This is a genomic window from Moraxella macacae 0408225 (genome assembly GCF_000320365.1).
Lineage (GTDB): Bacteria > Pseudomonadota > Gammaproteobacteria > Pseudomonadales > Moraxellaceae > Faucicola > Faucicola macacae.
Map to the genome: position 1 here is coordinate 80,678 of NZ_ANIN01000001.1, position 14,203 is coordinate 94,880.

At 39.6% G+C, this 14,203-nt stretch carries 14 protein-coding genes; 10 read left to right on the plus strand and 4 right to left on the minus strand.

Annotated features, from left to right (window positions below; translation table 11 throughout):
* Window positions 1–60 precede the first annotated feature (60 nt).
* Window positions 61–1,422 carry an FAD-dependent oxidoreductase gene (locus tag MOMA_RS00325; protein WP_009501192.1) on the plus strand — a complete coding sequence of 454 codons (1,362 nt, stop codon included), beginning with the start codon at window positions 61–63 and terminating at the stop codon, window positions 1,420–1,422.
* A 127-nt stretch (window positions 1,423–1,549) separates the two neighbouring features.
* Here the strand turns inward: MOMA_RS00325 and MOMA_RS00330 are convergent, their stop codons facing one another.
* Window positions 1,550–2,317 carry a hypothetical protein gene (locus MOMA_RS00330; RefSeq protein ID WP_009501193.1) on the minus strand — a complete coding sequence of 256 codons (768 nt, stop codon included), beginning with the start codon at window positions 2,315–2,317 and terminating at the stop codon, window positions 1,550–1,552.
* A 243-nt stretch (window positions 2,318–2,560) separates the two neighbouring features.
* Between MOMA_RS00330 and MOMA_RS00335 the strand changes: the two genes are divergently transcribed.
* The 4 genes from MOMA_RS00335 (at window position 2,561) to MOMA_RS00350 (ending at window position 6,652) form a co-directional block, all read left to right on the plus strand.
* Complete coding sequence (locus MOMA_RS00335) at window positions 2,561–3,454, plus strand: energy transducer TonB (RefSeq protein WP_009501194.1); 894 nt, start codon at window positions 2,561–2,563, stop codon at window positions 3,452–3,454.
* Between the two features lie 44 nt (window positions 3,455–3,498).
* Window positions 3,499–4,305, plus strand: a complete 807-nt coding sequence (truA, locus tag MOMA_RS00340) for a tRNA pseudouridine(38-40) synthase TruA (RefSeq protein ID WP_009501195.1) — start codon at window positions 3,499–3,501, stop codon at window positions 4,303–4,305.
* A gap of 66 nt (window positions 4,306–4,371) precedes the next feature.
* On the plus strand, window positions 4,372–4,593 hold the full coding sequence (gene infA, locus MOMA_RS00345; protein WP_009501196.1) for a translation initiation factor IF-1: 222 nt from the start codon (window positions 4,372–4,374) through the stop codon (window positions 4,591–4,593).
* Window positions 4,594–5,053: 460 nt separating this feature from the next.
* Window positions 5,054–6,652 carry an aromatic hydrocarbon degradation membrane protein gene (locus MOMA_RS00350; protein WP_009501197.1) on the plus strand — a complete coding sequence of 533 codons (1,599 nt, stop codon included), beginning with the start codon at window positions 5,054–5,056 and terminating at the stop codon, window positions 6,650–6,652.
* 117 nt (window positions 6,653–6,769) lie between these two features.
* Here the strand turns inward: MOMA_RS00350 and ruvB are convergent, their stop codons facing one another.
* The 3 genes from ruvB to MOMA_RS00365 all read right to left on the minus strand — a co-directional run bounded on the left by ruvB (window position 6,770) and on the right by MOMA_RS00365 (window position 8,994).
* Window positions 6,770–7,801, minus strand: a complete 1,032-nt coding sequence (ruvB, locus tag MOMA_RS00355) for a Holliday junction branch migration DNA helicase RuvB (protein ID WP_009501198.1) — start codon at window positions 7,799–7,801, stop codon at window positions 6,770–6,772.
* Between the two features lie 48 nt (window positions 7,802–7,849).
* Entirely contained in the window at window positions 7,850–8,329 is a 480-nt protein-coding gene (locus tag MOMA_RS00360; RefSeq protein WP_009501199.1) for a hypothetical protein, read from the minus strand.
* A gap of 194 nt (window positions 8,330–8,523) precedes the next feature.
* A complete protein-coding gene (locus MOMA_RS00365) occupies window positions 8,524–8,994 on the minus strand; it encodes a hypothetical protein (RefSeq protein WP_009501200.1) in 471 nt (156 codons plus the stop codon).
* A 176-nt stretch (window positions 8,995–9,170) separates the two neighbouring features.
* On the opposite strand from MOMA_RS00365, the gene MOMA_RS00370 reads away from it, so the two are divergent.
* The 5 genes from MOMA_RS00370 (at window position 9,171) to fusA (ending at window position 14,126) form a co-directional block, all read left to right on the plus strand.
* Window positions 9,171–9,434 carry a helix-turn-helix domain-containing protein gene (locus MOMA_RS00370; protein WP_009501201.1) on the plus strand — a complete coding sequence of 88 codons (264 nt, stop codon included), beginning with the start codon at window positions 9,171–9,173 and terminating at the stop codon, window positions 9,432–9,434.
* 56 nt (window positions 9,435–9,490) lie between these two features.
* Window positions 9,491–10,558, plus strand: coding sequence for an EcsC family protein (locus MOMA_RS00375; RefSeq protein WP_009501202.1), 1,068 nt, complete (start codon window positions 9,491–9,493; stop codon window positions 10,556–10,558).
* Between the two features lie 295 nt (window positions 10,559–10,853).
* On the plus strand, window positions 10,854–11,228 hold the full coding sequence (gene rpsL, locus MOMA_RS00380) for a 30S ribosomal protein S12 (RefSeq protein ID WP_007116468.1): 375 nt from the start codon (window positions 10,854–10,856) through the stop codon (window positions 11,226–11,228).
* A gap of 151 nt (window positions 11,229–11,379) precedes the next feature.
* Window positions 11,380–11,853: a 30S ribosomal protein S7 gene (gene rpsG, locus MOMA_RS00385; protein ID WP_009501203.1), complete on the plus strand. Its 474-nt coding sequence runs from the start codon at window positions 11,380–11,382 to the stop codon at window positions 11,851–11,853.
* Window positions 11,854–11,999: 146 nt separating this feature from the next.
* Complete coding sequence (gene fusA, locus MOMA_RS00390) at window positions 12,000–14,126, plus strand: elongation factor G (RefSeq protein ID WP_009501204.1); 2,127 nt, start codon at window positions 12,000–12,002, stop codon at window positions 14,124–14,126.
* The last annotated feature ends 77 nt before the right edge of the window (window positions 14,127–14,203 follow it).

The window sequence follows — 14,203 nt, forward strand, 5'->3', positions numbered from 1 at the left end:
AAATTTTATTAAAGTTATTTTTTAGAATAATTGTAAATATTCATAAAACCAGAGCAAAAAATGAACACAGACAAACATGACAACCCCACAGACGGACGCGGCAATTGGCGACAGTTTTTATGTCGCGCTTGTGGTTGGATTTATGACGAAAAAACCGGCGATCCTGACAGTGGATTGCCAGCAGGCACACGCTTTGAAGATATTCCAGATGACTGGGTTTGTCCTTTATGTGGTGTAAGCAAACGTGATTTTGAACCCTTTGAAAAACGCCAAATTGCCATCGATAAACCATCAGTCAACCCCTTAACCGACAGCAACGGCGTGTTGGTCATCGGTGGTGGCACGGCAGGGTGGAGCGTGATTGAGGCCTTGCGCAAACTTGACAAAAACCTACCAATCACCCTAATCACAGCCGACAGTGGCGATCGCTACATGAAGCCACAATTATCCATTGCCATAAGCCAAAACAAAACCGCCGATGATCTTATCCAAAAATCCGCCAAAGATCTAAGCGAAAGTTTAGACATTGGCCTTGTTGCACACACGTTTGTCATTCACATTGACAGCAACAAAAAACAAGTGCGTACCACGCGCGGAGATTTTGATTATCAGCAGTTGATTTTGGCATTGGGAGCAACGCCAAACCTACCCACAAGCCTGCCTCCTGACAGTGTTTGGCGCGTTAATCATGTGGATATGTTTGCCAAATTACAACAAAAACTACACGCCAAACCAAACCAACACATTGCAATTATCGGCGCAGGCATGATTGGCGTGGAAATTGCCGAGGACATTGCCAAATCAGGGCATAATGTTACCCTGATTAACCGCGACAATTTACCCTTGGCGGAAGTTTTACCGCCACTGGCTGCAGAGCGTATCAAAAACGCCCTCATTGCACAAAACATCAATTATCTTGGCAATACAGTGGTCGAACAAGTAAACGATTTTAGCGAAAAAGGCAACACCAAATACCATATTTGCCTATCAAACAACCAGTTAACTTGCGATCATATCATTGCAAGCACAGGGCTAAAACTTGACGAACGCCTACCAAAACGTGCCAATTTAAGCTATTTGCCACAAGGCATTGTGGTCGATGAAAACACACTACAAACTTCCAATCCTGACATTTTTGCAATTGGTGATTGCATTGCAATTAACGGACAAGAATGTCGTTTTGTTGCACCGCTGCGTGAACAAGCAGCCACGATCGCACATCAGATTTTGGATTTAAAGCATGACGGTTATCAGCATAAAACGCCGGTGATACGCCTAAAAAACAAATCTTTTTCATTGACTGTAACAGGCGATATTGACAAACAACAAGGTTGGCAATTGGTTGAAAATACAGACAATTTGTTGATTTTACACCAAAAAAATGGGGATAATATCCGTGCAAAAATTGAATTAAAACATTAAATTTTTTTAAGAATTTTTAACTGTTTTTAACTGTTTTAACTTTGCTTTAAATAATTTAATAATTTAATTATTTAAATTAAAAAACCACTTATAAATTTAATTTAAGTGGTTTTTGATTAAGTGGTTATTAATTTTGTTGTTCGCTTTCGTTTTGTGTTTGGGCGATAAAATTTGGGTTATCCGCTTCACTGATCAGTTGTTTGCCTGCATCAAAATTAATCATTTGCGACAAATTAACATTGGCTTTTAACACCAACTGCTCTTCTGCCAAAAAACCATGATTAACCTGTACTTTTTTTAGTATACCCATGATTTTGTTGTTATTTTTTAACCAACGTCCAAGATCAAGGTATAAAATATCTTCTTTTTGATGCACAAGGTTAATTTTACCCAAAATCATACCAAGCGGATCTTGTTTTAACACTTTGTGGAAAAACCACACCGCCAATCGTATCGCTTTGGTTTTAAAATAATTGTCTGTATACAGACTTAATACATCGGTATTGCTAAGTTGTCCAAACACAAAACGCTGATACCGCGCATCAAGCTGAGCATGCACCAAGCGTAAATTTACAGCAACTTTGGCAAACACCCCTTGGATATTTACCGTTGCATACAAACGCAACCAATTTTCATGCAAATCCAAATGCAAATCAAGCACCGCATCTACATTTTGCGTTACAAATTGATCCAAGGCTTGATTGATTTGGGATTGGCTTGCAGGGATAAAAAACTCTTGCTCCACACTGGTTTCTAATTTGTCATAACCATTGCGTGAAAACTCAGCAAGCGATCGCAACCAAAAATCCAACTGTTGTTGACTAAAATCATGCAAAAAATCACGCATTTTTTCGCCAAATGTTTGCATATTTTGGGTAAAACTGGCAGAATCCACAACACTTCCTTCTTTACAGGGTTATTTTGTTGCATTTTAACAAAAAAGCGTGCAACTGTGTGAGATTTTCACAATAAATTGGTAAATGGGTTTAATTTAACCTAAAAAAATTTTATAATAACCGTTTTTATAAATCGTTCTTTATTGTTTTAGTTTTTTATTGGTTTAGTTTTTTATTGGTTTAGTTTTTTATTGGTTTAGTTTTTTTATAACAATCGTTTTGCTTTTTGCGTGGATTTTACGTTGACACACATCAAAGACAGTCGCAGTTATCATTTTGTCAAACATCAGCACCACAATGACCGTGTCATGTTGTTTTCTACGGTAATAGCGGTGATGTTGCACGCCTTGTTTATTTTTGGGGTAAGTTTTGCTGATAACGCATCGCCAACTGCGGTGGTAAAAGACGTAACCACAGTATTAACTGAAAATTTAGAAAAAAACGAACAGGCTAATTTTATTGCCAATGCCAGTCAACTGGGAGGCGGTGAAACCGATGACAAGGTGCGTTTTGAAAACAATACCATCAGTCCGATAAATGACGATACAATCAATCCAACCGATGACATCGTAAGCCAACAACAACAAAAACGCAAGCAACTTTACCAAGAAAGCTACCTAAAAACCACGCTTAGTTGGGAAAAAGTTAACAAAGAAAATCTCAACAAAAAAGATGAAAAACTCTCCGAATTAAAAGATCAAGAGCAACGCCTACGCCAACAAATTGCCACACTTGAAACCAAAATCAGCAACAACCAACAACTGCTTGCCAAAAAATCAGCCGTAGCAGTCGTAAACAGCAATTCCACCACCACAGGTGCTGCAGCCAAATACATTGAAAATTTTCGCCAACAAGCGTATCGCATTGGCAATCAACAATACCCCCAAGAAGCCCGCGCCAAAGACTTAAAAGGTGATGTGCGTCTTATGGTGATTATTGATCCAACTGGCAAAGTCAAAGCCATTCAAATTCTAGAATCTTCAGGATCAAAAATATTGGACGAGGCTGCCAAAGAATCGGTCAGAAAATCCGCCCCATTTGGAAATTTTAGCAAAGACATGCAAGACATTGTTGAGTTGCGCATTATTCGCACATGGAGATTTGGCAATGAACTGGGCGTGGATATTGATGAATAATTCATTGACTTATTAAAATTGATAACAATCCAATTGAGAAAAAAATGCCCAAAACTTACGCCATTAACTTAGAATTTATCGGCACACATTATCGCGGTTGGCAACGCCAACAACACGATCACACCACCATTCAACAAACCTTAGAAACCGCCTTTAGTAAAGTTGCCAATGAACCAATTGAAATCATAGCATCAGGTCGCACGGATGCCGGCGTCCATGCATCTAACATGATCGCCCACTTTTGTACCAATGCCAACCGCGATCCGTATAACTGGCTACGCGGCGTTAATGCCCTCTTGCCAAATGATATCGCGCTTCGTGCTGTTACCCCAATGAGTGATGAATTTCACGCGCGTTTTTTGGCAATTGCGCGCCGTTATCGCTATGTTACATTAAACCAAACCTTTCGCCCTGCAATTTTGCACGGACAAGTTACTCACGTACACACCCCTTTAAACTTAGAAAAAATGCAACAGGCTTGTCAATTTTTAGTCGGTATGCACAATTTTACCAGTTTTAGAGCCTCGCAATGCCAATCCAAACAGCCTATCCGTCATGTGCATTTTGCCAACTTGATAGCCCATGGTGATTTTATTGTACTGGACATTCAAGCCGATGGTTTTTTGCACCACATGGTGCGCAATATCATGGGAAGTTTATTTAGCATTGGACGCGGCGAACACACACCAGATTGGATAAACGATCTGATTTTGGCAGAAGACCGCACCTTGGCAGCACCAACTGCACCTGCCGATGGCTTATATTTTGTCAATGCGCTATACCCCACTCACCTACAACAAACCTTACCAAAAATTCGTTTATCGCCCGTTTGGCTAAATTTAACCGAATAAAGTTGCTATTTTTATGAAACCAAACTATAATAGCATGCTAATTTTTAATTAATTTTTGATAATACTATGGCAAAAAAAGACGACATCATTGAGTTTGAAGGCGAAGTCATCGACACTCTACCCAATACGTTATTTAAAGTTCGCTTAGAAAACGGACACGAAATCATCGCCCATATTTCAGGTAAAATGCGTAAAAACTACATTCGTATTCTAACAGGTGATAAAGTTAAAGTTGAGATGACACCGTATGATCTTGACAAAGGTCGCATTACTTACCGCGGACGCTAATTTAACGCCAAATTAATACGCTTTTACATATTAATTTTTTACATATATTAATTTACATATATTAAGTTGTATGCGTTAAGTTACACAACATTTCATCTTTTATGAACTTTAGTTTTTGCAACAATCCATGACTTTTTCTCATGGATTTTTGTTGTTTGTGTTTGTTTGTTGTTGCTGATGCTTGGTTAACCATGATTAAGTGAATTTTGAACCATCACTGACATTGATTGTAGCTGACAATTGTTGGCTAAAATTTAAAAATACCCTGATTTTTTGTAAATTCTGCCCTTTTTGACAAATTTTTAGTTGCTTATTTGTAAGAATTTGATTATTCTTAGCAACAGCAATTAACGGTAATTAGATAATTTGTAAACTTCATAACGAATTTAAACAGTAATTATCCAGTATCCTTTAAAGCCAATGTAAATTTTTTATAAGTCAATGTAAAAGGGAGCATTTCATGTCTTTCAAAATCCGCCATTTAGCGTTTGCTATCGCCTCACTTTCCACCATTTCAGCCCATTCTGCAGGTCTTGATCGATCAGGTCAGGATATTAGTGCATTTTTACAAGATGGCATGTACGCCGAAACGGTTTATACTTACATTGATGCCAATGTATCAGGCAAAGACAGTGCAGGCAATAAAGTCGATGACATTGCCAAAAAATATGACTTTTTTCGCTATGGCGTAAAAACCGATGTTAACGATACCTTTAGCGTTGGTGTGATTTATGATGAACCTTTTGGTGCATCGGTAGCATATAAAGGCAACAACAACTTTACAGGCAATGCCAATGCAGTTGCACTTGGTGTCATTAACACTGTTACCAGTGAAAAACGTCAAGAAGAATTAACCAATCAAGCCGTGGATTTTTTTGGCAAAGCCAATACCGCCGCCACCAATAAAAACGCAGATGAAGCAGCAGCTTACCTAGCCCTTGCTGAACTGTTTGGCGGAACTCAACAAACCCTAGAAAACGTAAAAAAAGCCGTTGATGCCGGTGCAACACCTAAGATGATTGCCCAAAGCCTAAAAGATTCGTTACCAAAATCAGCTCAAGCCAGTCAACAGCGCGTTGACACAATCAAAAAATCTTTGGCAAGCCAAAATGTGTCCGCTCAAGCAAAAGCAGAACTTACAAAACATTTAAATGATTTTAATCAAAGTGCCAGTGCATTACAACAAGCACCCAAAGTATTGGATCTGTTAAGCAGTGATAATGGCAATACCAATGTTGATGTGCATACCAGAAACCTAACTGGCTTGGTAGGTATGAAATTTGGTGCAGACAAAAACCTTCAAGTGTATGCCGGCCCCGCTATACAACACATAGCCGGTGAAGTGCATTTGCGCGGTAATGCTTATAAAGGCGCTACCAATTATGATGCTGTCATTAGTCCAAACACTGCTATTGGTTGGGTGGCTGGTGTGTCTTACGCCAAACCTGAAATTGCCCTAAAAGCAGCTTTAACTTATCGGTCAGCAATAGAACACAAATCTGATATTTCTGAGGTATTGCCTTTAGCACCTTTGGGTAATTTGCCTGTAAGCCAATCCAGTAAATTTAAAGTCAAAACCCCAAAATCTTATAACTTTGATTTTCAAACAGGTTTAAGTGCCAAACATCGTTTATTAGGTACTGCAAAAATACGTTATGTGCCTTGGTCTGGTTTTAAAGTAACACCACCTTTATACAACCAAGTATCAAAAGCCGCCAATCCAGCAGGTCTTAACTTGGTAGATTATGGTAAAAATCAATGGTCTGGCGAGGTTGGACTTGCAAAACAAGTCAACGACAAATTAGCCGTTTCAGGCACGGTTGGCTTTGATACAGGTTCAGGCAACCCTGCAACAACACTAGGTCCAATTAAAGGCTATTATAGTGCAGGCTTAGGTGCAAAATACAGTGTAACACCACAATTGGCAGTTTCTGCAGGGGCAAAATATCTAAAATTTGGCAATGCAACCGCACAACTGCCTGATCTTTCACGCGTTGGTGAATTTAAAAACAATAATGGCTATATCTTTGGAGTAAGACTGTCTTACCAAAATAAATAAACCAACAATTAAGCATTGTTAGCATATAAAAAGCCCTTAATTATATTGGGGCTTTTTTGTTTTTATGCTTTTGTGTTTTTGTTTCTATAACAAATAACAAGTTGTTTGATTGACACATCAAATCAACTGGTCTTTTGCCATATCGGTTAATACCCGCCCTCGAGCGGTTCTCACCACAAAACCTTGCTGAATCAGATACGGTTCGATCACATCTTCCAATGTCCCTCTATCTTCTGCCAAAGCCGCTGCAATGGACTCAACCCCAGCAGGGCCACCAGCAAAACGTTCATGCAACACATCTAAATAACGCCGATCAAGGTTATCAAGTCCACGTTTATCCACCGCAAGCATATCCAAAGCACTGTGTGCCATTTGGGCGGTAACTGTCCCATCGCCTTTGACTTGGGCATAATCGCGCACGCGACGTAACAACCGATTGGCAATTCGCGGCGTACCACGCGAACGATGTGCCACTTCCAACGCACCATCTTCTGTCATTGCCACACCAAGTAAACGCGCCGAACGTGCCACAATCGTTGTTAAATCCGCCACATTATAAAACTCCAAACGTTGCACGATACCAAAACGATCACGCAATGGCGAAGTTAGTAGCCCCGCTCGAGTCGTCGCCGCTACAAGCGTAAACGGTGGCAAATCAAGCTTAATAGAACGAGCCGATGGCCCCTCACCTATCATGATATCCAACTGAAAATCTTCCATCGCAGGGTATAAAATTTCTTCGATCACAGGGCTTAAACGATGAATTTCATCAATAAACAACACATCACCCGCTTCCAAATTGGTGAGCATAGCCGCCAAATCCCCCGCTCTTTCCAGTACAGGCCCTGATGTCGAACGCAGATTGCCACCCATTTCACGCGCAATAATATTAGCAAGCGTGGTCTTTCCAAGTCCAGGAGGGCCAAAAATCAGTGTGTGATCCAAGGCCTCTTGCCTTGCCCTAGCAGCTCCAATAAATACCGACATTTGTTCTTTTACCACTGGTTGTCCGATGTATTCATTTAACACACTTGGGCGAATATGACTGTCTTGCTTATCTTCGCTATACCCTGTTGGATTAATTAGACGCTGGGTTTGCAAGTTTTTGCTTAAGTTTTGATGAGACTGCTGTGAAAAAGGTGGTATCATAAGTTGCTTTAAATGGGTATTATATAATAAGTTGTGGTTAAGACATTGTTAAGGTAAAATTCGCTTTAACGTCATATTGCACTGCTTGCCCTCGCTGTCATTGCACCATTGCATGGTATTATTGTCAACTTTGACATGCATCAAAAAAATATCGCCAGTTTGGTCAATTTGATCGCCTGAACAATCTTTGGCATTATTGTCGTATTTGGTTTGTATTGCTATCACATACAGTTTTTTGTCTTTATCTATATCACTAAACAAATACTTGCCATATGACATTTCTTTGCCACTTTGCCCCAAAAAAATATCATTGCGTCCAAAATTATAGCGCTCTTGACAATTTGACAACGCTGGATCTTTTTGGTTAAGTTGCTTTTGGTTAAGTTGTAATTGCCATTGCCCTGCAATACTTGGTAAAACATAGGTTGAGACTTTGGCAACTTGTGGTTTTTCGCTCGGTTGCTCCACACCGCCACCCATTGCCAGCATGGATAAAATACTGGCAAAACTGACATTCATAAAATCCATTCATTCGTCCTTATTTAACATTTTAAATTTTTAACATTTTAAATTAATCTTAAGTTGTTAAACTTAACCTTAATTTCAAACTTAACACATCGCACACTATTTAGTGTAGGAAGTTTAGTACAACACAATTTAGTGCATCACAATTTAGTGCATCACAATTTAGTGTAGCACACTCGGCGTAACAATGGCAAAATTTACCAACCTGTGCGAAACAACACACCCGTTGCCAAAAATACCACCGAAAGCCCCGTAACCGCTAAAATATGCCCCACAAAAAAATATCTGGCTTTGGCTGAATTCGGATCGCGTCTGATACGCGGAATGGCGATCAATTGTGCTGAAATTGCTGTTAATACCGTCAAAAGTAGCCAACACAATTTCAACGTTAGCAAGATTGACAACTGACGCAGTGGGTTTTGTGCACCATGTTGCAACAACAACCCCCAGTTTGGCAACAAATTATCCGCCATTTTAACGCCAGTTAGCACTTGGATAATTAACGCACTCATGCCTAATTTTTCAAAACTTGCTTCAAAATCCAACAACATTTGGCTATTTTGCCGATAAATTGCCATCGGTACAATACGCAATGCCAAATACAAATGCCCACCGACCCAAATGCTCGCACCGGTTAAATGTAAAAACAACAGCCAAAAATTATTCATCACGCACCTTTTATTGCCAATACATTTCTTATGCTTATTATATACCAATATACATACCAATTTATACAAAACAGTTGCAAAAAACAGTAAAAAACGCATTGTCATCAGCAAAAAACCACATTAAAATAAAGGCTTTCTTACCATTAACCAATATTGAGAATAATTTTGAGTTTTCTATGTCAACCAAAACCATAAACCCACGCCAACAAGCCGTTACGTTAGGTAGGCATATTGAATTGGTGGTGAATCAATATTTTAAAAACTTAGGGAATGAAGCACCCAGTAATTTGTACGACATCATGCTCCAACAATTAGAAAAACCCTTGTTAAAAGTGGTGCTTGAGCAAACGCGTGGCAATCAAAGCAAGGCCTCTGAAATCCTTGGACTAAATCGTGGCACGTTACGCAAAAAACTCAAAAATTATGAACTTGACCATTAACTCAAATAACCCAAAATCCAATAAAAACAAAATACAAAACCAAAAAAGGCAAAATAATGAAATCTAACAACCCATCTGACAATAACACAAGCAACACAAGCAATTTTCAACCAACCAACAAACTTGGCAACCTGATCCGCGTTAATTTGGAAAAATTAGGCAAAAATATTCATAAAATCAATAAAAACAATCCGTTACAACAAAACCACTTGGTTGATTTGGATCTTGATAAGTTTTATTACCACCACCAAACAAGCAATGATCCAAACCATTACAAACGCACAAAAAATGTCTTTGATCAACAAATTCCAAAACTGTCAAAACGCCTGTTTCGCCTATCAAAAATTGGCAAATACAGCCTGCTATTAGACAAAATCGCTCCAAAAAACAGTCTTGAAAAACTGTTGCATTTAAGCCTAAACCGCCTGGCAACTACTGCACAAGCTTGGGCAAATTTTGATTTAAATCACGATGATCGTTTTCATGACAAACTTGATGCCAGTGAACGCCACGCATTGGCTTACGCAATTGCCAACCAAAACCGCACCCTTGCCACAATCGGCGGTATCAGTAACGCCACAGGTTTAATCGGAATTTTTATAGATACATTGTGGCTATTATTGGTAAGTTTACGCAGTATTTTTCAGATTGCCAAAATCTACAACAAACCACTGACAGGTAAAGTGGGTGTTTTGATTGCTTTTGAAATTTTAAGCCATATTGATTTACAAAAACTACAAGAAAAACAAACACTTTTGGCAGGTTTGGGTATTTTGGATATTATGGCAGATAACAGTTTTGAACAATACCAACGTTTACAAAAACATCAATTTCAACACATCAAAAACAATCGCAACAACAACGATCATTTAAGCACAGAACATGATGAAGATCAGTTAAATCTTTACCAAAACTTAAAACAATTTGAAGAAATTGCCAAGCAACTTAACATTGATTTACAAAACTTTAATTTGGCGTTTTTACACAGACTGTTGCCCTTAACCGCCGTTACAATTGGTTCGGCATACAACAGCATGATTATTGAAGAAATGCTGCAAGTTGCACTTAGGATTTTTGCCCCCACACCAAAAATCACCAATACCGCAGATGCAACAACCATTTAACCGCTTATGTTTAGTAACTTATGTTTAGTAACCTATAGTTTAGTAAAAAGCACTTGAAATTTTAACCGCTATCATTTATAATACATCGTCCAAAAATAGCCAGTATCATGAATTTGCTTGTCATTAATTTATTTGTCATTAAAATGTGATATTGGCAAAAATTGGATAATTATTTTTAATAAATTATTTTTAAATAAATAATGCATTTTTTAAGAAATAATACATAATGTTTTTAAATTTGTTAAGGGATTGTTCAATAGGATAACCTCTTAACCACAACGGGAGAAGGTGCCTTATGGCAACTACAAATCAATTAATTCGTAAAGGTCGCAATACCATTACCGAAAAATCAAAAGTGCCAGCGTTAAAAGCTTGCCCACAACGTCGTGGCGTATGCACTCGTGTGTATACAACCACACCAAAAAAACCAAATTCAGCCATGCGTAAAGTATGCCGTGTGCGTTTGACTTCAGGCTTTGAAGTGTCAAGCTACATCGGTGGTGAAGGTCATAACTTACAAGAACATAGCGTGGTATTAATCCGCGGTGGTCGTGTAAAAGACTTGCCAGGTGTACGTTATCACACGGTTCGTGGTGCATTAGACTGTGCTGGCGTAAAAGACCGCAAACAAGGTCGCTCAAAATACGGTGCAAAACGTCCTAAAGCTTAAACTTTAGCCGTTTTAATCTTTCATTAACATTGTTTGCATTGAAATTTGTGTTGTTTATAACTCGTCGTTTATCACTTAACGATAACACACAAACAATGCAGTAAGGCTGGTGTTAGCTACCAGACTACCCTGAATACACAAGGAATTTATTATGCCAAGACGTCGTGTCGTTGCTGCTCGTGAGATTTTACCAGATCCAAAATTCGGCAGTAAAACCATTGCTAAATTCATTAACCACGTTATGGTTGATGGTAAAAAATCAGTTGCCGAAAAAATCGTTTACGGTGCGTTAGATCGTGTTGTTGAAAAAAATAAAATCACCGATCCTGTTGAGTTTTTTGAAGAAACATTAGAAAAAGTTCGCCCAATGGTTGAAGTTAAAGCTCGCCGTGTGGGTGGTGCTACTTATCAAGTGCCTATGGAAGTACGCCCGTCCCGTCGTACTGCCTTAGCGATGCGTTGGTTGGTAGAAGCCGCCGCCAAACGTTCAGAAAAATCAATGGCATTGCGTTTGGCAGGTGAACTTGCTGATGCTGCTGATGGTAAAGGCAATGCCTTGAAAAAACGTGATGAAGTTCATCGTATGGCAGACGCTAACAAAGCATTCTCTCACTACCGTTTTTAATTGTTTAAAGTTAATCGTAGTGTATTTAGACAGGTTTGTTATGCTCTGCAAGTTAGCAACAGCATAGCAAACCTTGTTTATCTTAAAACATCTTGTTTTAATTAAATTTGTTTTAATCAAATTAATCATTGCCCCTAGGAAATACTATGGCACGTAAAACCCCCTTAAATCGTTACCGTAATATCGGCATCTCTGCCCACATTGACGCTGGTAAAACCACAACCACAGAACGCATTTTGTTCTATACAGGCAAAAGCCACAAAATTGGTGAAGTGCATGAAGGCGCTGCCACCATGGACTGGATGGAACAAGAGCAAGAACGTGGTATTACCATTACCTCTGCTGCTACCACTTGTTTTTGGTCAGGCATGGCAAATCAATTTCCAGAACATCGCATCAACATCATTGACACTCCCGGCCACGTTGATTTCACCATTGAAGTAGAACGTTCCATGCGTGTGTTAGATGGTGCTTGTATGGTGTATTGTGCTGTTGGTGGCGTACAACCTCAATCAGAAACCGTATGGCGTCAAGCCAACAAATATAAAGTACCGCGCTTGGCATTTGTTAATAAAATGGATCGCGTTGGTGCAAATTTCTTTCGCGTGGTTGACCAAGTAAAACAACGTTTGGGTGGCAACCCTGTACCTGTCGTTGTGCCAATTGGTGCTGAAGATACCTTTGAGGGTGTTGTTGACCTGCTTGAAATGAAAGCAATTATTTGGGACGTTGAATCGCAAGGCATGAAGTTTGAATACGGCGACATTCCTGCTGACTTGGTTGATACAGCCAATGAATGGCGCAGCAACATGGTGGAAGCCGCTGCTGAATCTTCAGAAGAATTGATGGATAAATACCTTGATGAAGGGGATTTGTCAAAAGAAGACATCGTCGCTGGTTTGCGTGCTCGCACCTTGGCTGGCGAAATTCAACCCATGCTGTGTGGTACTGCCTTTAAAAACAAAGGGGTACAGCGTATGTTGGATGCGGTGATTGAATTTTTGCCTGCGCCAAATGACGTTGAGGCAATTAAAGGTGTATTAGATGACAAAGATGAAACCATCGCCAGTCGCGAGTCGTCTGATGATGCACCATTTTCAGGCTTGGCATTCAAAATCATGAATGACAAATACGTCGGTAACTTAACGTTTGTGCGTGTTTATTCAGGGGTTGCCAAACAAGGCGACAGCGTTTACAACCCAGTAAAAATGAAGCGTGAACGCATTGGGCGTATCGTTGAGATGCATGCCAACTCACAAAACGAAGTTAGCGAAGTGCGAGCGGGTGATATTGTTGCTTTTGTTGGCTTAAAAGATGTAACCACAGGTGATACTTTGTGCGATGAGGATAATGTCATTACTTTGGAGCGTATGGAATTTCCAGATCCGGTAATTTCATTGGCAGTTGAACCAAAAACCAAAGCTGACCAAGAAAAAATGTCCATTGCCTTAAACCGCTTGGCAAAAGAAGATCCGTCATTCCGTGTACACACAGATGAAGAATCAGGACAAACCATTATCTCTGGCATGGGTGAGTTGCACTTAGAGATTTTGGTTGATCGTATGAAACGTGAGTTTAACGTGGAAGCCAATGTTGGTGCACCACAGGTGGCATATCGCGAAACCATTCGCAATACCGTTGAACAAGAAGGTAAATTTGTACGTCAAACAGGTGGTCGTGGTAAATTCGGTCATGTTTGGCTACGTCTTGAGCCGCTTGATACCGCTGATGGCAAAGAGTATGAATTTGCCGAAGAAGTGGTTGGTGGTGTTGTACCAAAAGAATACTTTGGTGCGGTGGATAAAGGCATTCAAGAACGCATGAAAAACGGTGTGCTTGCAGGTTATCCAGTCGTTGGCGTAAAAGCAACACTGTACGATGGTTCTTACCACGATGTTGACTCTGATGAATTGTCGTTTAAAATGGCAGGCTCAATCGCATTTCGCAAAGGCTTTATGGCTGCAAACCCCGTGTTGCTTGAACCTGTGATGAAAGTTGAGGTAGAAACACCAGAAGACTACATGGGTGATATCATGGGTGACTTAAACCGCCGTCGTGGCATGGTGCAAGGCATGGACGATATGTTTGGCGGTGTTAAACAAATTCGTGCCGAAGTGCCTTTGGCAGAAATGTTTGGTTATGCAACCACTTTGCGTTCAATGTCGCAAGGTCGTGCAACCTACTCAATGGAGTTTGCAAAATACGCAGAAACACCACGTAACGTTGCGGACGAAATCATCAAGAAATTCACAAGTAAAGATGATGATGAATAATTAAATGAATTTTCAATCAAATTCATTTAAAATGCCAATGCTTATATTAGTGTTGGCATTCTCAAAATGTTAAAACA